This window comes from Pseudomonas sp. CFBP 8771, assembly GCF_014841695.1.
In the GTDB taxonomy this organism is placed as follows: Bacteria; Pseudomonadota; Gammaproteobacteria; order Pseudomonadales; family Pseudomonadaceae; genus Aquipseudomonas; species Aquipseudomonas baltica.
In genome coordinates this window covers 341252-361768 of the sequence record NZ_JACYUJ010000004.1, presented here as the reverse complement: position 1 = coordinate 361768, position 20517 = coordinate 341252, and the positions used below count along the sequence as shown (strand labels likewise).

General features: G+C 65.0%; 18 protein-coding genes. 6 read left to right on the top strand and 12 right to left on the bottom strand.

What is annotated here, in order from left to right; all coding sequences use genetic code 11:
* Positions 1-3: 3 nt before the first annotated feature.
* Positions 4-855, bottom strand: a complete 852-nt coding sequence (gene motA / locus IFT80_RS11490) for a flagellar motor stator protein MotA (RefSeq protein ID WP_192137585.1) — start codon at positions 853-855, stop codon at positions 4-6.
* A 169-nt stretch (positions 856-1024) separates the two neighbouring features.
* Here motA and IFT80_RS11485 point away from each other — a divergent pair, with 169 nt between their 5' ends.
* The 4 genes from IFT80_RS11485 (at position 1025) to IFT80_RS11470 (ending at position 6252) form a co-directional block, all read left to right on the top strand.
* Entirely contained in the window at positions 1025-2545 is a 1521-nt protein-coding gene (locus IFT80_RS11485) for an HDOD domain-containing protein (RefSeq protein WP_342214286.1), read from the top strand.
* A 43-nt stretch (positions 2546-2588) separates the two neighbouring features.
* The gene (locus tag IFT80_RS11480; protein ID WP_185794977.1) at positions 2589-3404 is read left to right on the top strand and encodes a rhodanese-like domain-containing protein; all 816 of its coding nucleotides are present in this window, start codon (positions 2589-2591) and stop codon (positions 3402-3404) included.
* Positions 3405-3413: 9 nt separating this feature from the next.
* A complete protein-coding gene (asd, locus tag IFT80_RS11475; RefSeq protein ID WP_122480394.1) occupies positions 3414-4313 on the top strand; it encodes an archaetidylserine decarboxylase in 900 nt (299 codons plus the stop codon).
* Positions 4314-4470: 157 nt separating this feature from the next.
* Positions 4471-6252 carry a molecular chaperone gene (locus IFT80_RS11470; RefSeq protein ID WP_192137584.1) on the top strand — a complete coding sequence of 594 codons (1782 nt, stop codon included), beginning with the start codon at positions 4471-4473 and terminating at the stop codon, positions 6250-6252.
* Positions 6253-6264: 12 nt separating this feature from the next.
* Here IFT80_RS11470 and serB read toward each other — a convergent pair whose 3' ends face one another.
* Positions 6265-7215, bottom strand: a complete 951-nt coding sequence (gene serB / locus IFT80_RS11465; RefSeq protein WP_240998861.1) for a phosphoserine phosphatase SerB — start codon at positions 7213-7215, stop codon at positions 6265-6267.
* A 192-nt stretch (positions 7216-7407) separates the two neighbouring features.
* Between serB and IFT80_RS11460 the strand changes: the two genes are divergently transcribed.
* The gene (locus IFT80_RS11460; RefSeq protein WP_192137582.1) at positions 7408-8910 is read left to right on the top strand and encodes a histidine kinase; all 1503 of its coding nucleotides are present in this window, start codon (positions 7408-7410) and stop codon (positions 8908-8910) included.
* A 60-nt stretch (positions 8911-8970) separates the two neighbouring features.
* Here the strand turns inward: IFT80_RS11460 and IFT80_RS11455 are convergent, their stop codons facing one another.
* The 9 genes from IFT80_RS11455 to IFT80_RS11415 all read right to left on the bottom strand — a co-directional run bounded on the left by IFT80_RS11455 (position 8971) and on the right by IFT80_RS11415 (position 18293).
* Complete coding sequence (locus IFT80_RS11455) at positions 8971-9675, bottom strand: PqiC family protein (protein WP_122480397.1); 705 nt, start codon at positions 9673-9675, stop codon at positions 8971-8973.
* 169 nt (positions 9676-9844) lie between these two features.
* On the bottom strand, positions 9845-12100 hold the full coding sequence (parC, locus tag IFT80_RS11450; protein ID WP_192137581.1) for a DNA topoisomerase IV subunit A: 2256 nt from the start codon (positions 12098-12100) through the stop codon (positions 9845-9847).
* Positions 12101-12107: 7 nt separating this feature from the next.
* A complete protein-coding gene (locus IFT80_RS11445; protein ID WP_185794971.1) occupies positions 12108-12632 on the bottom strand; it encodes a retropepsin-like aspartic protease family protein in 525 nt (174 codons plus the stop codon).
* On the bottom strand, positions 12629-13615 hold the full coding sequence (locus IFT80_RS11440; RefSeq protein WP_192137637.1) for an esterase-like activity of phytase family protein: 987 nt from the start codon (positions 13613-13615) through the stop codon (positions 12629-12631). The genes IFT80_RS11445 and IFT80_RS11440 overlap by 4 nt, the downstream gene beginning before the upstream one ends.
* Before the next feature lie 8 nt (positions 13616-13623).
* Positions 13624-15528: a DNA topoisomerase IV subunit B gene (gene parE / locus IFT80_RS11435; protein ID WP_043191207.1), complete on the bottom strand. Its 1905-nt coding sequence runs from the start codon at positions 15526-15528 to the stop codon at positions 13624-13626.
* 35 nt (positions 15529-15563) lie between these two features.
* A complete protein-coding gene (locus IFT80_RS11430; protein ID WP_122480400.1) occupies positions 15564-16172 on the bottom strand; it encodes a YqiA/YcfP family alpha/beta fold hydrolase in 609 nt (202 codons plus the stop codon).
* Between the two features lie 152 nt (positions 16173-16324).
* Positions 16325-17140, bottom strand: coding sequence for a 3',5'-cyclic-AMP phosphodiesterase (cpdA, locus tag IFT80_RS11425; RefSeq protein WP_192137580.1), 816 nt, complete (start codon positions 17138-17140; stop codon positions 16325-16327).
* A 92-nt stretch (positions 17141-17232) separates the two neighbouring features.
* A complete protein-coding gene (locus tag IFT80_RS11420; RefSeq protein ID WP_197975833.1) occupies positions 17233-17721 on the bottom strand; it encodes a DUF1249 domain-containing protein in 489 nt (162 codons plus the stop codon).
* On the bottom strand, positions 17676-18293 hold the full coding sequence (locus IFT80_RS11415) for an NUDIX domain-containing protein (RefSeq protein ID WP_122714592.1): 618 nt from the start codon (positions 18291-18293) through the stop codon (positions 17676-17678). Before IFT80_RS11415 ends, IFT80_RS11420 begins: the two co-directional genes overlap by 46 nt.
* A gap of 198 nt (positions 18294-18491) precedes the next feature.
* Between IFT80_RS11415 and IFT80_RS11410 the strand changes: the two genes are divergently transcribed.
* Positions 18492-19238: an RsiV family protein gene (locus IFT80_RS11410; protein ID WP_122714591.1), complete on the top strand. Its 747-nt coding sequence runs from the start codon at positions 18492-18494 to the stop codon at positions 19236-19238.
* Here the strand turns inward: IFT80_RS11410 and cytX are convergent.
* Positions 19207-20490, bottom strand: coding sequence for a putative hydroxymethylpyrimidine transporter CytX (gene cytX, locus IFT80_RS11405; protein WP_197975832.1), 1284 nt, complete (start codon positions 20488-20490; stop codon positions 19207-19209). The genes IFT80_RS11410 and cytX overlap by 32 nt on opposite strands.
* Positions 20491-20517: the final 27 nt, after the last annotated feature.

Sequence of the window (20517 nt, the reverse complement as noted above, 5' to 3'; positions counted from 1 at the left end):
GACTCAGCGACCGCGTACGGCTTGATCGAGTTCGGCGAAGCTGGGCCGGTGCGCCGGGTACAGCACCTTGCGCCCGAACTCCACGGCCAGCGACGGCGGCATGCCCGAGGCCGAAGCCACCAGCGACGCCTTGATGGCCTCGTAGACGTTCAGTTCTTCCTTGGCATCATGGGCCAGGCAGGTCGCCAAGGGCCCGAAGAAACCATAGGCCGCCAGGATACCCAGGAACGTACCGACCAGGGCGGCGCCGACGTGGCCGCCGATCGCTGCCTTGTCGCCATCACCCAGCGAGGCCATGGTCACGACGATACCCAGCACCGCCGCAACGATACCGAAACCGGGCAACGCATCGGCGATGCCGGTGACGGCGTGGGACGGGTGCTCGAGCTCTTCCTTCATGCTCAGCAGCTCCATGTCGAACAGGCCTTCGAGTTCGTGTGGGGCCATGTTGCCCGAAGACATGATGCGCAGGTAATCGCAGATGAACGCCATCATCTGCTCGTCCTTGAGGAGGGCTGGGTACTTGGCGAAGATCGGGCTGGCGGCGACGTCCTCGATGTCGGCCTCGATGGACATCATGCCCTCGCGACGGCTCTTGTTGAGGATCTCGAACAGCAGGCTCAGCACTTCCAGATAGAAGGCATGGCTGAAGCGCGACTTGAACATCTTCAGCGACTTCTTCAGCACGATCATGGTGGTGCTGCCGGGGTTGGCCTGCAGGAACGCGCCCAGTGCGGCGCCACCGATGATCAGCACCTCGAAGGGCTGCACCAGGGCAGCCAACTGACCATGGGAAAGAACGTATCCGCCGAGCACGCTGGCGAACACGACAATGATGCCGATAATTTTAGCCATGGATAAAAAACACTTCAGAAGTCGGGTTCATGGACGAAAAAGGTGATGTTGAATCTGTTGTTCTCCTTATCGGCAGAACTGCGCCAGACTATAGGCAGCGGTTTTCAAAAGCCAGTTTGGTCCGTTCGTGTAGTCGGCCTGCATTCAGGCATGCATCAGGATAAGCATAGTGTCCAACGCCAAGCCTCAAACCCTCGACACCTGGCTCGCATTGCTCGATGGCGTGCGCCTGCCGATCCCCAGGCTCTACCACGACAAGGTTCGCGCGGCGATCAAGGACCGACGCCGCTCGCTGCGCGACATCGCTGACCTGATGCAGCACAGCCCGGCGCTGGTGCTCAGCGTGATGCGCGAAGCCAACCGGCATGCCAGCAACAGCCTGGCGGAACCGGCGGAAAGCCTCGAAGTGGCCCTGAACCGGCTCGGCCTGTCGCGTGCCGAAGAGCTGCTGATGCGCCTGCCCGCGCTCGACCCGCAGCAGATGCCGCTGACCCTGCGTCAGTTGCAGATGATCAGCCAGCATGCCAGCCAGCAGGCCAATGGCCTGTTCGCGGCACGGCTGGCGCGGCTGTGGCAGGAGATCCACTGGGGCAGCCTGTTGTTCCTGTCGCCGCTCTGGCCACTGGCTGCCACCTACCCCGAACTGCTCGATGAATGGGAGCACCGGGTCATTGCCGAGGGCGAAGCGGCGGCCACGGTCGAGCAGGCGCTGTTCGGCGTACCGCTGCTGGTGCTCTGCCAGGCACTGGCGCAGAAATGGCGCTTGCCGGCCTGGGTGCTGCACGGCTATCGCCTGCTGCTGGGGGAACGGCGGGCGCTGGTGCAGGCGCTGCACATCGCCCGCGACAACCAGCACCGCCTGCGTCAGCAACAGCAGCTGGACGACGAGCCGGCGCTGCGCCGCTGGTTGAACCAGCCGGCCAACACCATCCTGATGGCCAATGGTCTGGCCCTGGCGGCGCAGCACGGCTGGTTCACCCCCCACCTGCAGCGCTGGCAGTACCTGAGCTGCCTGTACCTGCAAGTGCCGCTGGAGCAGGTGCAGCAACAGGTTCATCAACATGCGGTGCACAGCGCCCGTGTGCACTGGGCTACCGACCTGTGGCACCCGGCGCGCAGCCTGCCGTGGCCGCCGCAGCACGCGCCCGCGACGCAGGACAGCGAACCGGCGCCGGCACCCAGCGAAGCGGCACTGGCGGGCTGGCGGCACCTGTGCACGCAGCTGCTGGCCACGCCAACGCCGTTCAACAATGCCTTGCACCTGACCACCTGCGCGCGCGATGCACTGCTGGCATGCGGCATGCAGCGGGTCATGCTGCTGATGGTCGACCGCAGCCATGGCAGCCTGCGCGTGCACCAGAGCGCGGGGCTGCCCAAGGAGGCGGCCGCGCTGAGCCTGGGCATCGAGCACAGCAGCCTGTTGCAGCGGCTGCTCGCCCAACCGACGCAGTTGCGCATGGGCAGCGCCAACAGCGCGCAGCTGCAGGCACTGCTGCCGGCGACCCTGCGCGCGCTGTTCCGCGGTGAACACGTGCTGCTGCGCTCGCTGGGCGTCGAAGGCCGCGTGCACACGTTGCTGGTCGCCGACCAGGGCGGACGCCCGTTTTCCGAGATCAGTGTGCAGGGCTTCGGCAAGACCGCACAGTGCATCGAGCGCGCGCTGGACACCTTTACCAACCGCAGCCGGTAAGGCTTGCGCTACAATCGTCGTTCCGTTTTATCTGGAGACCCGCATGCCTGACTTCGCTGGCCTGCCCCTGGTGATCGAGCCCGAGGCGCTGAGTACTCGGCTCGACGCCGCCAACCTGATCGTGGTCGACCTGACCAGCGACGCGCGCTACGCATCCGGGCACATCCGCGGGGCGCGTTTCGTCGATCCCAAGCGTACCCAATTGGGTCAGCCGCCTGCACCGGGGCTGTTGCCCGGGCTGGCGTCACTGGAGCAGCTGTTCGGCGAGCTGGGTCACCACCCGCAGGCGACCTACGTGGTCTACGACGACGAGGGCGGCGGCTGGGCCGGACGCTTCATCTGGCTGCTCGACGTGATCGGCCATTCTCGCTATCACTACCTCGATGGCGGCATCCTGGCCTGGGAGGCCGCCGGCCTGCCGCTGAGCCAGGACACGCCAGCCAGCGCCGGCGGCCCGGTGTCGCTGACCCTGCATGACGAGCCCACCGCAACCCGCGAGTACCTGCAAAGCCGCCTGGGCGCCAGCGACCTGGCCATCTGGGATGCCCGCGGCCCGCTGGAATACTCGGGCGAAAAAGTGCTGGCAGCCAAGGCGGGGCACATTCCCGGTGCGATCAACCTGGAGTGGACCGCCGCCATGGATCCGGCGCGCCAGCTGCGCATCCGCAGCGACGTCGCGCAGATGCTCGACGGCCTGGGCATCACCGCCGACAAGGAAATCATCACTCACTGCCAGACCCATCACCGCTCTGGCTTCACTTATCTCGTGGCCAAGGCGCTGGGCTATCCACGCGTCAAGGGCTATGCCGGTTCCTGGGGCGAATGGGGCAACCACCCCGACACCCCCACCGAAGTTTAAGGACACTCAATGAAAGATCGCCTGTTCATCATCAGCCAGTATCTGCTGCCCCATCACCTGCTCTCGCGCCTGGCCGGGTGCGTTGCCGAATGCCGCTCGCGCTGGTTCAAGAACGCCTTCACCCGCTGGTTCGCCGAGCGCTACAACGTCGACATGTCGCTGGCCCAGGTCGAAGACCTGAGTGCCTACGAGAACTTCAACGCCTTCTTCACCCGTGCCCTGAAGCCCGATGCGCGTCCGCTGGACCCGACCCCCGGTGCAATCCTCTCGCCGGCCGACGGCGCCGTCAGCCAGCTGGGCACCATCGAACACGGTCGCATTTTCCAGGCCAAGGGTCACAGCTTCAGCGTGCTCGAACTGCTGGGCGGCGATCCAGACAACGCCGCTCCTTTCATGGGTGGCAAGTTCGCTACCATCTACCTGTCACCGCGCGACTACCATCGGGTGCACATGCCACTGGCGGGTACCCTGCGTGAAATGATCTATGTGCCGGGGCGCATCTTCTCGGTCAACCAGACCACCGCCGAGAACGTGCCTGAACTGTTCGCGCGCAACGAACGGGTGGTGTGCATCTTCGACACCGAACGCGGGCCGATGGCCATGGTGCTGGTGGGCGCGATGATCGTCGCTTCGATTGAAACCGTCTGGGCGGGCCTGGTGACGCCGCCCAAGCGCGAACTCAAGACCTTTCGCTACGACGAAGCCGCTCGCGCGCCGATCCATCTGGAGAAGGGTGCCGAGATGGGCCGCTTCAAGCTGGGCTCGACCGTGGTCATGCTGTTTGGCCCGGAGCAAGTCAAATGGGCCCATCATCTGGCCAACTTGTCACCGGTGAACATGGGCCAGGGCATCGGGCTGGCGGCCAGCGCGGACGACGTGGCGCCGGCGCCGGCTTCCACCGTAATCTGAACCGCCTGCGGCGTGCGCGGCGCAGCCTCGGCGACATCTAGGCTGCGACCGTTATCCAATGCTGTTAGAGTCCTTGCATACGGCCAAATGAATGGCCTGTCTTTTCTCGTCGTTCAAGCCCTCGAGCGACGACCTGAGTTGAACCAGGAAACGACCGATGTCGCCACGCCCCCATCTGTTGTTGCGCGCACCGACGCCATCGCAGTTGAGCCTGACCTTCTGCGAAGCGACCCCGCGCGACCTCAAGCGCTGGATTGCCAAGCTGCCCAAGGCCAATCTGGGGGAAACCGCCCGGTTGCTGTACCAGGGCCTCGGCGAGCTCAACCAGCTGCTCACGCCCAGCGAAAACCGCCTGCAACTGCTCGAGCTGCTGCGGCCCGAGGTGTATTTCGTCTGCAAGCATCTGGAACGACACTTCCTCAACCAGTCTATCGTTCTCGACGAACGCTCGCGCAAGGTCGCTAACCTGTGCCAGGCCCTGCAGAACCACCTGGCGATCGGCTACAAGCAGATCGTGCTGCGCATGTGCGCCACCTACTCCAAAGACCGCGCCTCCAAGGATCGCGCCACGCTCCTGGCCACCGCTGCGCAGCGCGCCCTGCACTGCCTGAATGGGCCAGTGATGCGCGCCAGCCTGCTGTACTGCCCGGTGCCCGACGGAGTCTGGCTGGAACTGCACCAGCTGTACCAGGCGGCCCTGGCGCATCAGTTGCAGAACGTTCCGATCAATGACCCGCTGGCCGCGCATGGCACGACCCTGAGCGTGCAGCAAAGCTACACCGCCGCCTTGTTGCTGGGCAGTTCACGCTGCAACCAGATGCGCCAGCAGGCGATCCTGCGTCTGGCCGAAGTGCTCGAGGCCTGGAGCCTGCTGGTGCGTGTGCAGCCTGCCACCCTGGCTTCGAGCCTGTTCGCCATGGCGCCCGACGAAGACAGCCCACCGCGCTATAAGACGCTGTATGAAGAGGACCAGTTGCCACTGCTGGTCGGACTCGACCCCGCCGATCTGGTCGAGGCGATCAAGACGCACCTGGAAATGCCGGTCGAGCAGCGTGCTCAGTCGCGGCTGATTCCCAGCAATTTCAGTATCGATCTGCTGCAACACGTGGCGGCCGCCTGGGGCGATGTGGCGGAACGCACCTTTACCCGCACCCCCGGCCAGGGCAACCTGACGGTGTGCATCGGCATGAGCGCGCTGCATTACTACATTGGCGGCGAGCGTTCCTTCAGCGAGATCCTCAAGCGCCCGGCCCTTTCCCAGAGCGCGCAGTTCGTGCCGGGCGCCGCCACCCAGTCCTGGAGCAGGCCGAGCGAAACCGATCGGCACGGCGACTACGAAGAAATCCAGTACGACCTGCCGAGCGGCGAAGGCAGCGGCGCCGCCAGCGCGTCCAACAATGACCAGCACTTCCCTACCTACGCTCTGCAGATCGTCAACCACAGCCCCGGTGGCTATTGCCTGGCATGGCCAAGGGAAGTCCCGCCGCAGCTGCAGGCCGGCGAAATGATCGGCATCCAGGACACCCAGGCCCAGGGCTGGAGCGTGGCGGTGGTGCGCTGGATCCGTCAGGTGCGCAGTGGCGGCACGCAGATGGGCATCGAGCTGGTGGCACCGCACGCGCAGCCATGCGGTCTGCAACTGGTGCGCGTCAGCGAGCAGAACAGCCAGTTCCTGCGCGGCCTGTTGCTGCCGGAAATCCGCGCCATCGACATACCCGCCTCCCTGCTGGCCCCGCGCATGCCGTTCCTGGAAGGCAACAAGGTGATCATCAACACCCAAGGTGAAGAACGCCCGGCCGGGCTTGGTCAGCGCATGACCGGCACCGGCAGCTTCAACCAGTTCGAATACCACCTGCTGGAAGTGGCCAAACCGGCGCCGGCCGGTGCCGACGATGCGGCGCCCGAAGAAGACTTCGATTCGCTGTGGAAAGATCTCTGAGCCAGCCTGCGTTCAGTCGCGGCGGCCCAGCAGGTACAGCACGGCGTCCAGCCCCAGCACGCTGATGGCCTGACGCGCCGACTGGCGTACCAGCGGCTTGGCACGGAACGCCACGCCCAGGCCTGCAATCGCCAGCATGGCCAGGTCGTTGGCGCCATCGCCCACGGCGAGGGTCTCGCTCAACTCCACACCCTGTTCACGAGCCAGCTGCTGCAGCAGGTCGGCCTTGCGCTGGGCGTCGACGATCGGCTCGACTGCCACGCCGGTGCATTTGCCGTCGACCACCTGCAGTTCGTTGGCGAACACATGGGTGATGCCCAGGCGCTCCTGCAACTGCCTGGCGAAATACGTGAAGCCACCGGACAGAATGGCCGTCTTCACACCCATGCGGTTGAGTTCGGCGAACAGGCGCTCGGCCCCTTCACTCAGGCGCAGTTGGGCGCCGATGTCATCGAGGACCGCAACGTCGAGGCCGTCGAGCAGGGCCAGGCGTGCCTTGAAGCTGGCGCGAAAGTCGATTTCGCCGCGCATGGCCTGCTCGGTGATGGCCGCAACACGTTCGCCGATGCCAGCGGCCTTGGCCAGTTCGTCGATCACCTCGGCCTCGATCAGGGTCGAATCCATGTCGAACACCGCCAGGCGTGGCTGTCGGCGCTGAGGGGATTCGGGCTGGTAGACGATGTCCAGACCCAGCGCGGCGCTGAGCTCAAGCACTTGCCCGCGCAATTGCAGCGGCTGCTCCAGCGTGCCGAGCAGGCCCAGCTCGAAACAGGCGTTGCCGCCCGCCGCCGCAGACAGGCGCTCGATGCTCGCCAACGCCAAGCCATGCTCGCTCAGCAGGCTGATAACCTGCTGCAAGGCAGGGTAACCGACCTGGCGCCCCATCACGCTGACCACATGTTCAGCCGGCGTGGCGGACTGGGCGGCGCTGAACGTGGTATCGGCGGCCAGGGCGGCGCGCAAGGCATCGGCGATGCCCGACTGCTCCCGAGCGGTGATGTTGATCAGGACGATTTCGCGCAAGAGGCACCCCGTTTCATGAAAAAAAACGCATTCTAACCACTTTCAGTGACCATCGGGCACAGGCAGCGCTTTGCCGCTCGGAGGGTGCTCGTTATACTGCGCGCCAACTTCACGGACAAAGAGCCGCGCTCAGTGAACCGGCCTACGCCAGTCAAAACCGACAACTTCTTCCTGCTGATCTTCCGAGCCTTGCGCCACCGTCGAGTGCCCCTGGCTTTGCGCATCGCGTTCACCAACATCGTGCTGGTTGCCATTGCCCTGGTGATCTACGCCTGTGTCATGGGTCTGCAGTTCAAGCAGGCCATGCACGAGCAGGCCGACGCGGTGGGGCAGAGCCTGACCACGCAAACGGCCACGTCCGCCACCGAGTTGCTGGTGTCCAACGACATTCTCAGCCTCAACGTGCTGCTCAACAACCTGGTGAAGAACCCGCTGGTCGCCCACGCGGCGATCTTCAGCCCGGACAACCGCATTCTCGCCGAAGCCGGACAGCGCCCCAAAAGCGGCCTGCTGGGGCAGAGCCAGGGGCTGTACGAAACCAAGATCAACTTCCAGGATGCGCTGGCCGGGCAACTGCGCATCAGCCTGGACATGAATCAGTTCCAGCAGCCGTTGACCATCAGCCTGCAAAGCATGGGCGTTCTGGCCGGTATCCTGTTGGTGCTGGCACTGGCGTTGAGCCTGCGGCTGGGTCGCTACATTTCCACGCCGCTGCTGCAACTGCGGGTCTGGTTGCGCAACCCCGACGAGTTCACCCCGGCCACCCAGCGCACCGACGAGATCGGCGACCTGGCCCGGCAGCTGCACGCACAGCTGGCGCCAGAGCCGCGCGAGCCCGAGGTCGAACCCGAAGACACCGACGAAGACGAGGTGCCGCACGCAGCGCCACCCGTGCGCACGACAACCGCCAAGCCGGGCCCCTTCCCGCCCGTGGCAGCCAAGCCGGTAAAACCGGTCATGCGCCAGATTCAGGCTGACGAAGACGAAGAAGACTTCGGTGACGACCCGTTCGCCGACCTGCGCGAAACCCCGGTGGCCGTGATCAAGCAGCCGACCACTGCCGTGGCTCGGGTGCACACCGACAGCGCCGTGCTGGCCGTGCAACTGGGTGCGCAGGAACAACTGCGTCGCCTGCCCAAGGCACGTCTGGCCGAGCTGCTGGAGCGCTATCACGACTGCCTGCAACAGGCCGCCTCGCTGTACGAGAGCGAAGTGCACATGCTCAACGACGGCAGCACGCTGATGCTGTTCCACAGTGAACACAGCGGTGATGACTACCTGACCAACGCGATCTGCTGCGGCGAACTGTTGCGTGCCCTGGGCCATGCCTTGCAGATCGAGGTCGCCGACAGCGGCATCACCCTGCAACTGCAGTTGGGTCTGGTGCTCAGCGACGAAGTTCACGGCTTGAACTCCATCGACCTGCTGCTGACCGAATCGGCCCAGGATGCACTGGCGCTTTCGCAGCACAGCCGCAACCTGTTGCTGGTCGTGCGCGAGATCGGCGAAGACCCGCTGATCCGTCAACGCGCGCGCATTCGCTCGATCGCCAGCCCCGAAGGGGCCTGCTGCGTCGAGCGTCTGCTGGAGCCCTACCCGTCCCTGCTGGAACGCCAACTGGCACGAATCAGCTGATTGGTTGAGCGTTTGCCCATAAAAAAAGCCCGCAATGCGGGCTTTTTTGTGGGCGCCGTTCTAGAAGCGGAACACTTCCAGATCGGTGCGGATGGGCGTAGCCAGAGGAATTCGCGACTTTTCCTGCTCGCGGCGCACCTGCGCCGGCGCGGACTTGCGCTCCTCGACCAGCGCCGGCTGGTTGGCCAACGGCTTGAGCGCTGCAGTCAGCTGCGCGGCCAGGCGCTGCAGCAGTACGCCCTGGGCCTGGACTTGATCCGCGGTGCCGCCGTCATGCTTTTCCTCGAGATGGACGATGCGGTTGTCACGCACTTGCCCACGGCGGTCGAGAACACGCCACTGGGCATCCAGGACGGCAGGCTGGCCGCTGCCTGAATCGAGTCGCGTGATCGACAACAGCACCTGGGCGTCAGGCGTGAAGTTGGCGGGCGTAGGCGCCAACACCACGCGCTGGCTGTCCAGGCGCCAGGCCATCTGGCGCAACAGCAACTGGTCGATGTCGGCAGAAAGGCTGCCGGCCCAGCGACCGTCGGTGGACGCTCTCAGGCTGCCGTCGGACTGGCGCTGCAGCAGCGTTTCGCGCTGCAGGTAGTCGGCCACGGATACTGGCCCCAGCAGCACGGCCATACCCCGACTTTCCTTGGGCAGCCCGGGGTTGCCGCTGTCGAGCTGGTACAGGGCCACCGGTTGATGCGTGCTGCATCCGGCCAGTCCCAGCACGCCGCTGAGCAATAAAATCACGGGAAGGCGCAACAGTTTCATCATTTCATCCAGGCGGCTGCCACACGGCAACCGCAGCAATACTTGACCGAGTCGTCTGGACGCTGCCGCTTGGCAGCGCCGCGAAAGGGCCTATCATCCGTGAATCCGCGCCCTGACTCCAGTGCTTGTCCGTCGAACGGCAGCACGGCCACCGTCCAGGCGCGGGCGTCGATCAGAGGTTTTCCACGACCAGGGCGTCGACACGCTGGAAACCGCGGGGCAGCTTGTTGCCACGCCGACCGCGCTCGCCTTTATAGTGCTCCAGGTCATCGGGTTTGAGCGACAGCGTGCGTTTACCCGCGTGCAGCACCAGCGTCGAGCCTTCGGCGACCACCGCAAGGTCAGTGACGAATTCTTCACGACTGGCCACGCGATCACCGGGAATGCCGATGATCTTGTTGCCTTTGCCCTTGCCCAGTTGCGGCAGGTCGCTGATCTTGAACACCAGCAGGCGGCCCTCGGTGGTCACCGCGGCCAGCCAGTTCCGTTCCCGATCGGGTACGGCACGCGGGTTGATCACCTTGGCCCCTTTGGGCAGGCTGAGCAGTGCCTTGCCAGCCTTGTTCTTGGCCTGCAGGTCTTCGCCCTTGACCACGAAGCCGTAGCCGGCGTCCGACGCGATGACGTACAACGCGTCGTCGTCGGGCAGCATCACGCACTCGAAGCTTGCGCCGGGTGGCGGCGTCAGGCGGCCGGTCAGCGGCTCGCCCTGGCCACGGGCCGAAGGCAGGGTGTGCGCGGCCACCGAATAGCTGCGCCCGGTCGAGTCGATGAATACCGCGAACTGGTTCGAACGCCCGATGGCTGCGGTCTTGTAGCCGTCACCGGCCTTGTAGGAGAGACCCGTGGCGTCGATATCGTGACCTTTGCCACAGCGCACCCAGCCTTTTTCCGACAGCACTACCGTCACCGGCTCGGTCGGCATCAGCTCGTTCTCCGACAGCGCGCGTGCTTCGCTGCGCGCAACGATCGGCGAACGACGCTCGTCGCCATAGGTTTCGGCGTCCTTGATCAGCTCGGCGCGCACCAGCTTCTTCAGCTTGCTTTCGCTGCCCAGCAGCGCCTGCAGCTTGGCGCGTTCCTTCGCCAGTTCTTCCTGCTCGCTGCGGATCTTCATTTCCTCGAGGCGCGCGAGCTGACGCAGGCGCGTGTCGAGAATGTAGTCGGCCTGGATCTCGGTGAGGGCAAAGCGTTCGATCAGGCGCGCCTTGGGATGCTCCTCGGTGCGGATGATGTGGATCACTTCATCCAGGTTGAGGAAGGCGATCAGCAAGCCGTCCAACAGGTGCAGGCGACGTTCGACCTTGTCCAGGCGGAACTGCAGGCGACGGCGCACGGTGTTGACACGGAACTCCAGCCATTCGACCAGCAACGTGCGCAGGTTCTTCAACTGCGGGCGACCGTCCAGACCGATGATGTTGACGTTGACCCGGTAGGTCGACTCCAGATCGGTGGTGGCGAACAGATGCTGCATCAAGTCGTCGACTTCGACGCGATTGGAGCGTGGAATGATGACGATGCGACACGGATGCTCGTGGTCGGACTCGTCACGCAGATCGGCCACCATCGGCAGCTTCTTGGCCTGCATCTGCGCCGCGATCTGCTCCAGCACTTTGGCGCCGGACACTTGGTGCGGCAAGGCGGTGACGACTACGTCGCCGTCTTCCAGGCGATACACCGCGCGCATGCGCACCGAGCCGCGACCGGTCTGGTAGATTTTCAGCAGATCGGCGCGCGGGGTGATGATTTCCGCTTCGGTCGGGTAGTCGGGGCCCTGGATGTGTTCGCAGAGCTGCTCGATCGTCGCCTTGGGCTCGTCGAGCAGGCGCACACAGGCGCTGGCCACTTCGCGCAGGTTGTGCGGTGGAACGTCGGTGGCCATGCCTACGGCAATGCCGGTGGTGCCGTTGAGCAGGATATTGGGCAGCCGTGCCGGCAGCACCGACGGCTCGTCGAGGGTACCGTCGAAGTTCGGCACCCAGTCTGCCGTGCCCTGGCCCAGCTCGGTGAGCAGCACCTCGGAATAGCGCGACAGACGCGCCTCGGTGTAGCGCATGGCGGCGAACGACTTGGGATCGTCCGGTGCGCCCCAGTTGCCCTGGCCATCGACCAGCGTGTAGCGATAGCTGAACGGCTGGGCCATCAGGACCATGGCCTCGTAGCAGGCCGAGTCGCCGTGGGGGTGGAACTTGCCGAGTACATCGCCCACGGTACGTGCGGACTTCTTGTGCTTGGCGTCGGCGTCCAGGCCCAACTCGCTCATGGCATAGACGATGCGTCGCTGGACCGGCTTGAGGCCATCACCGATATGCGGCAAGGCGCGGTCCATGATCACGTACATGGAGTAGTTGAGGTAGGCCTGTTCGGTGAAGTCAGCCAGGGACCGGCGTTCTACGCCGTCAAGACTGAGATCGAGGGAATCGCTCATGCAAGCCTCATCGTTTCGTAGTCTGGCGCAGCAGCAAGTTGCCGCCGCGCTGAGTGAATTCAAGTTGTTTCAGGGCGCTCATGCCCAGCAGCACCTGGTCGCCGTCGAAGCCCGGCACCACCAGGGCGCGGACATTGCTCAGGCGTATGTCGCCCAGCTGCAGAGTGGCGATCTCGGTGCGATAGCCTTGGGTCTTGCCATTGGCAGTGGTCAGCAGCACCGGCGCACCGCGGGCCAGATCGAGCTTGCGCGCGACCGCTTCGGGCATGGCCACATCGGTGGCGCCGGTGTCGAGCATGAATTGCACCGGCTGCCCATTGATGAAGCCGCCGCTGACGAAGTGCCCCTGGCCATTGCCGGCCAGTTGCACTTCCACGTAGCCGTCGCCGTGCTGGGAAACCGGCACCGCATTGGGATTTTCTCGACGCTGTTCCCAGTCACCGAAGAACTGCGTGGCCAGGTACAACGCCGCGGCCCAGGCCAGCAGCATCAACACCTTGCCAACACGCCTGCCCGGTGCGGCCTGGCTCATGGCGCGGCGCTCCAGCCGCCGGCGGGGGCCGCGAAGCGCCAGACCACCGGACGCCGCTCGCCATCGGCGCGGGCCCACTGGTTATTGTCGGTGCCCACCCATGCCCCCTCGGCATCGACGCTCAGCGCTTCGGTCAGACCGTAGGGAGCATCATAGCGGCGAGCCGGCAACAGCGCCTCGGCGGCGAACGACCAGCATCGCTCCACGGCAGCCGTGTCCGCGTCGCGACGACAGATGCGATAGGCATTGCGTTCCAGCGTGAACAGCTTGCCATCGAACCAGGCCAGATCGGCAAAATCGCGCGGCATGTGCCTGGCCCGGGGAATCTGCACCGGCAGGGCTTCCGCACCGCCTTCGGCAAGCAATACGCAACGCCCCTCACAGCTCCAGCTCAATGGCCGCTTGCGAACGGCCAGCAGGCCGCGCTGCTGACGTTCGGCAGCCAGCCACAGGCGGTCGCCGGCCAGATTGACGGTCAGCCCTTCGAACAGGGCATTGAAATGCAACAGCAGGTGGCTGGCGCGTGCCTGACTGACCAGGGTCGGGTCCAGGGGCAACCATTTCGGCTCGCCTGACACGGGAATCTGCAGCACCGCGACGTGGGATTCACTGACCAGGTATTGGTTGCCTCGGGCATCGCAGCTGATGCCTTCGAAATCCAGGTCGCCGCCACGCACGAAGGCCGCCGCCCAACTGCTCATGCGCAGACGAAAGGGCAGCCCGCTGGGCGGTACCGGCGGCGCCTTGAAGGCTACGGCCGTGGCCTGCCAGTTGGGGGTCGAGGTGTCGAGTCGATAAACCGTACCGTCCTCCCGGTCCGAAACGGCCCACAAGGTCTTGCGGCACAGCGCCAGGCCGGACAGGTTTCCGGTGGGCATACCGTCCACCGCGTGCTCGCCGACCAGGGTCAGCTCGGGCACGGGTGGTTGCACCGACGCCACGGCCAGCGTCGGCAGGGCCAGGGCGAACAGGGCTGTCAGCAGCGCTGCGATCAAGCCAGCACCTCGGCCAGATTGCCCTTGGACTCGAGCCACGCCTTGCGGTCGCCCGCACGTTTCTTGGCCAGCAGCATGTCCATGATTTCGGTGGTCCCGGCGAAATCGTCCAGGGTCAGTTGCACCAGGCGGCGGGTGTTGGGGTCCATGGTGGTTTCGCGCAGCTGCGGCGGGTTCATTTCGCCCAGGCCCTTGAAGCGCGTGACCTGCGGCTTGCCGCGTTTCTTTTCGGCGACCAGGCGGTCGAGGATGCCGTCGCGCTCGGCCTCGTCCAGGGCATAGAAGATCTCCTTGCCCAGGTCGATGCGGTACAGCGGCGGCATGGCGACATAGACGTGACCGGCGTCCACCAGGGGGCGGAAGTGCTGGACGAACAGCGCACACAGCAGGGTCGCGATGTGCAGGCCGTCGGAGTCGGCGTCGGCCAGAATGCACACCTTGCCGTAGCGCAGCTGGCTGATATCGGCGGCACCGGGATCGACGCCGATGGCCACGGCAATGTTGTGGACCTCCTGGCTGGCGAGGACTTCGCTGCCGTCCACTTCCCAGGTGTTGAGGATCTTGCCGCGCAACGGCAGGATCGCCTGGAATTCCTTGTCTCGCGCCTGTTTGGCCGAGCCGCCTGCCGAGTCGCCTTCGACCAGGAACAGCTCGGAGCGGGCTGGGTCCTGGCCGGCGCAGTCGGCCAGCTTGCCGGGCAATGCGGGGCCCTGGGTGATGCGCTTGCGCTCGACCTTCTTGCTCGCCTTGAGGCGGCGCCCGGCGTTGCTGATCGCCAGTTCGGCCAACTGCATGCCCAATTCGGGATGGGCGTTGAGCCACAGGCTGAAGGCGTCCTTGACCACGCCGGAGACGAACGCGGCCGCCTCGCGCGAGGACAGCCGCTCCTTGGTCTGGCCGGAGAACTGCGCATCCTGCATCTTCATCGAGAGCACGAAGGCGATGCGTTCCCAGATATCTTCCGGCGCCAGCTTCAAGCCGCGCGGCAGCAGGTTGCGGAACTCGCAGAACTCGCGCATCGCATCCAGCAGACCCTGGCGCAGCCCGTTGACGTGGGTACCGCCCTGAGCCGTCGGGATCAGGTTGACGTAGCTTTCCTGAACGCTGTCGCCGCCTTCGGGCAACCACAGCAGTGCCCAGTCCACGGCTTCCTTGTTGCCCGCCAGGCTGCCGCAGAACGGCTCGTCGGGCAGGCGAGCGAATTCGGTGACCGCATCGATCAGGTACGAACGCAGCCCGTCTTCATAATGCCACTCGACCTTCTCGCCGCTGCCCTTGTCTTCGAAGCTGACCAGCAGGCCGGGACACAACACCGCCTTGGCCTTGAGCACATGCTTGAGGCGGCTGACGGAAAACTTCGGCGAATCGAAGTATTTCGGGTCCGGGGCGAAGTACACGCTGGTGCCGGTGTTGCGCTTGCCGACGGTGCCGATGACTTCCAGATCGGTGGCCTTGAAGCCATCGGCGAAGGTCATCTGGTACTCGTTGCCGTCGCGCTTGACCCTGACCCGCACCTGATTGGACAAGGCGTTGACCACCGAGATGCCCACCCCGTGCAGGCCGCCGGAAAACTGGTAGTTCTTGTTGGAAAACTTGCCGCCCGCGTGCAGCTTGGTAAGGATCAGCTCGACGCCGCTGACGCCTTCCTCGGGGTGGATGTCCACGGGCATGCCACGGCCATCGTCGGACACTTCCAGAGAGTGATCGGCGTGCAGGATGACCTGAATGGACCGCGCATGGCCCGCCAGGGCTTCGTCGACACTGTTGTCGATGACTTCCTGGGCCAGGTGGTTGGGCCGACTGGTGTCGGTGTACATGCCCGGGCGCTTGCGCACCGGGTCGAGGCCCGAGAGGACTTCGATGGCGTCTGCGTTATAGGAGCTAGCGCTGGGATTGGCCATGGGGTCTCGTCGTCAGTCGTTCGTGAAAAGAGTGATCAAAGCTGGGCAAAATCGACGGCCTGGTAACGCGCCGCATCGATGCCGGCGAATGCCAGCAGCGCTGGCAACTTTTGCGCAAAGCCTTGGAAGCCGTGGTCGCCGCCGTTTTCGATGTGTACGCTGCAGGCTTGGTAGAAGGCCGCAGCCTGGCGATAGTCGAGGGTTTCGTCGCCGGTCTGCAGCCACACCTGAAGCCGCTCGGGGTCGGTGGGCGCCGGCACTTCCAGCTCGGCAAGGGCCGTGACGTGGTCGCGGGTCAACTGCCAGCGTTCGCCCGTGTAGTGGTTGGTCTGCATTCCCAGGTAGCCATCGAACAGGTGGTGGGGATTGACCACCGGGTTGATCAACAATGCCTTGAGGCCGAAGCGCTTTGCCAGGTGCGTCGCATAGTAGCCGCCGAGGGAGCTTCCCACCAGCAATGGTGCGTCGAGCTGCGCCAGCGCGGCTTCCAGTTGGGCAATGGCCTGGCGCGGATGGTGGTGCAGCGCCGGCGCGCGTAGCTGGTCGGCCAGGCCGATGCGTTGCATCAGCGCGCTCAGCTGGCGGGCTTTCTGCGAATCCGGCGAACTGTTCAGACCGTGAATGTAGAGGATCGAACCGGGCATGGGGGCCTCCGGGCATAGAGATGGCGCGCAGTTTACCTTGTCGGGGGTGCAGTTGGGGTGTTGCTGCGTCGGTATATGGGCAAGCCGCAATCCTGGCGCGAAACCCTGCGGGAGCGGGCTCTGGCCGCGAAGGCCGCACTACCGCCTCCGATTCAATAACCCGCCGCGTCCAGGTCCGGGGTGAAGGTGAAGTTCGCCAGCCGCGACACGCCGGTCTCGATCTGCCCGTCGGGCATCAGGCGCAGCCAGCGGTAGCCCGGCGCGCGGTTGTCCAGGGCGAAATCCTCACTGCCTGGCAGAAACTGAATGCCCGTGGACGGCGACGCCAGCAGGCGCAAGCCATGGGCGTGCCGGTCGATCTCCTGATGCACATGCCCCCAGAGCACACCACGCGCCTGCGGAAAACGCCCGAGCAGCTCGAACAGGGCCCCGGCGTTGCGCAGCCCGATGGGCTCTATCCATTGGCTGCCGATCGCAACCGGATGGTGATGCAGGCACACCAGATGATGCTTGTGCGGTGCTTCAGCGAGCGCCCGCTCGAGCAACTGCAACTGGTCGTCGGCCAGATGGCCGGCTGCCGAACCGGCGATGGTCGAATCGAGCAGCGTCACCCGCCAGGCGCCCACGTCCGCCACAGGCTCCAGCCACTGGGTGCCTTGGGCGGCCTGCTGCATGAGCGCAGGCTCATCATGGTTGCCAGGCAGCCAGCGCGTGGGTGCGCAAATGACCTGGGTGGCCTGCGCGAATGCCTGGTAAGACGCCAGCGTGCCGTCCTGAGACAGGTCACCGGTGGCGACCAGCAGGTCGATGCGCGGCTGCTCCTCGAGCACCTGCGCAACCACCTGCGCCAGGCTCCGTCGCGTGTTCAAGCCGAACATGGCACCGTCGGCTGCGGCCACCAGGTGGCTGTCGGAAAGCTGCACGAGCACTACCGGTGCATCGACAGCAGGATCAGATAGGCTCGACAAGACCGTCTCCAGGCAAAAGGGCGAACCGGCAAATTATGCGTAGCCTGGATGACAAGGGCAATGCGACCTGCGGCGCTCGTGCAGGCCGATGTTCAGCGTACCGCTTCGTACTCGTGGCCACAGGCCAGGCAATGACTCAGCCACTCACCCAGGAACAGGTTGAGCTGGGCCTTTTCGTCAGGCTGGTGCATGGCCGCGTTGGGGTAGGGATAGACGCTGCGGAAACGCCGGGCGTGCTCGGCGCTGACGACTTCGGCCATGCGCGCGTCGTGGTACACCTGCACCTCCATCTGCGGCACCGGCAGCCATGGCAGGCTGTGTTCCTGGCGTACGCGCAGGGTGGTGGTGTACGGACAGGCAAGCAGCACCTCCAGCGTCAGCACACCGAGCATCTGGTCGGCCTGGGTCATGGCGATGCGGCGTGACAACTGCTGGCTGCGCATGTCCGGCAGCAGGCGCATGAGCCGCGCGTAATTGGCTTCGCAGGCGGCCTGCAGGCCGACCAGATCGACACGGTAGCGCTCGCGCAACGGGCTCACGACCACAGCCCCCTGACTTCGTCGCGGTTCAGGGCCAGCCATTGGATGGCGATGATCGCTGCCGCGTTGATGATTCGACCATCGCGCACGGCCTGCAGGGCATCGTCGAATGCCCAGACCTTGACGCGGATGTCCTCGCCCTCTTCTTCCAGGCCATGCAGGCCACCTGCGCCCTCGCTGCTGCAGCGGCCCAGGTAAAGGTGCACGTACTCGTCGCTGCCACCGGGAGACGGGAAGTACTTGCTGATCGGCCACAGCGCTTGAATCTGCAGGCCGGCTTCCTCATCGGCCTCGCGGTGCGCGACTTCCTCGGGCAGCTCGTCCTTGTCGATCAGCCCGGCAACCATTTCGATCAGCCAGGGGTTGTCGACCTTGCCCACCGCGCCGACCCGGAACTGCTCGATGAGCACCAGTTCGTCGCGAGCGGCGTCGTAGGGCAACACGCACACGGCATCATGGCGCACGAACAATTCGCGGCTGATCTGCTTGCTCATGCCACCGTTGAACAGCTCGTGGCGCAGGAACAGCTTGTCCAGTTTGTAGAAGCCCTGGAAGCAGAGCTCGCGCTTGTCGATTTCGACCCTTGTAGGCATCGACCGGGATGAATCTGACATGGAAAAACCTCTTACTCGTGCATGCAGCATGGGGCCATCCTAACCGCGATGCGCCTGTATTGCAGCCCCCTTTGCGGTGAAGCCGCAAGCCTCGGGATAGGCGGTTGGGCGAGCAGGCATTAAGATGGCGCAGCTGGCGAACCGACGGTTCGACCGACAGTCCAACCACGATAATTCCATTACCCGCCAAGGACCCTCATGTCGTTTCTCAAGTTCGCCTCCGTGGCCTGCGTCGCCCTGACCCTGGGTGCCTGCTCCAGTGTCTTCCAGCCCAACTACCGGGCGCCGCTGGACACCAAGCGCGAGGCTTTCGAGCACCTCAAGCCTGGCTGCGACAATCAGGACTGCCCGCTGGTGAACATCGACGTGGTGCACTTTCCCGACGAGCCGGGCCTGGATGCAGCCATCGACAAACGCCTGCGCGAGATGACCGTCAATACACCCGACGCCCGCGTGCCAGCGACCCTTAAGGCCTACGAAGAGCAGTTCATGCGCGAGGCCCAGCCACGCTACAGCAGCTACCTGCAAGCCAAGGTACGCGAACAGCATGACGGCATTGTTGTGGTCGAGCTGTCCAGCTACGCCATGACCGGCGGCGCCCATGGCATGCCCGGGCGCGGCTTCATCAACTGGTCGCGTCGCGAACACCGCGAGCTGACCCTGCAGGACATGCTGGTCCCGGGCCAGGAGCGTGCGTTCTGGCAGGCCGCCGAAGAAGCCCACCGCGGCTGGCTGGTCGCCAGCAAACTGGACAAGGATGCCGAGTTCATTCGCCAGTGGCCCTTCCAGCAAACGCCGAACATTGCCCTGACCTATGGGGGCGTGGTGCTCAAGTACAATGTGTACAGCATCGCCCCCTACGCCATGGGCCACCCGGAAGTGAAGATCGCCTACCCGCGCCTCAATGGCGTGATCAAGCCCGAGCTGTTCCCGGGTCGCGGTTGAGCACTCGCTCGATCAGGTAGTACAGCAACCCGGCCACCAGCAGCGCTGGCAGGGTTGCGCCGATCTGCGGGTACAGATTGGCCAGCACGTGGTACAGGCATACGCCGCCAAGCCAGGCCAGCAGCGCACTCCAGTGCACGGCGCGCGGTTCGACCTGCGCCGAACGCCTGCGCAGCACGAAGTGGTCCATCAGCACCACGCCGAACAGCGGCGCGAACACCGAGCCAATCAGCAGCAGGAAGTTCTGGTACTGCGCCAGCGGTGCCAGGCAGGCGATCAGCGTGCAGATGATGCCGATGGCCAAGGCCAGGTGTTCGACCTTGAGCCCTGACAGCAAGCTGGTCGATACCGCCGCCGAATGGATATCGGCGAAGGCGTTCTCCGACTCGTCCAGCAGGATCAACAACAGCGGTATGCCCAGGCCGGCCCCGGCCAACGCCAGCAGCAGCGCATTGACTTCGCCACTGGGCGCGAACGCCAGGGTGTAGGCGACGCCCAGGCTCATCAACCAGAAGTTGCCTATGAAAAACCCGACGGCGGTGCCGCCGAACACGCTTTTGGCGCGCTTGCCGAATCGCGAATAGTCGGCAATCAGCGGCAGCCACGACAAGGGCATGGCGATGGCGATGTCGAAGCCCGTGGCCAGGTCCATGGAACCGTCGCCAGCGGTGTTCCACAGGGTCGTCAGGTCGGCCTTGGCGAACAGGTTCCAGGTCAGCCACAGGCACGCTGCCAACAGCAGCCAGATGCCCCATTTGCGCAGCACCTTGCGCACGAAGGTCAGCGGCCCGGTGACCGCCAGCAATGTCGCCAGGCCGCCGAAAAACACGGTCCACAGCCAGGGGTTGCTGCCCAGGCTGCCCTCACCGAACGCGCGCGTGCCCAGCAGGCTCGCCGCATCGCGCATCACGATGATCTCGAACGATCCCCAGCCGATCAGTTGCAACAGGTTGAGCAAGGCCGGAACGCTGCCGGCGCCACGGCCCAGGGTCAGGCGCAGGGCCGCCATGGCGGACAGGCCGGTGTCGCTGCCGATGACGCCGACCGAGGCGAGCAGCAAAACACCCACCAGGGTGCCCAGGAAGATCGCCGCCAGTGCGCCAGCCAGGCCCAGGCCAGGCGCCAGCAGGGCGCCGGTCTGCAGCACCATGAGGCCCACGCCCAGGGAAAACCACAGGGAGAACAGGTCGCGCCCGCCCAGCACGCGCTGGGCGGCGGACACCGCAGTATCGGGAGAATAGGAGGTTTTCAATGGCTGGGCTCGAGTGGAAATGGGTCG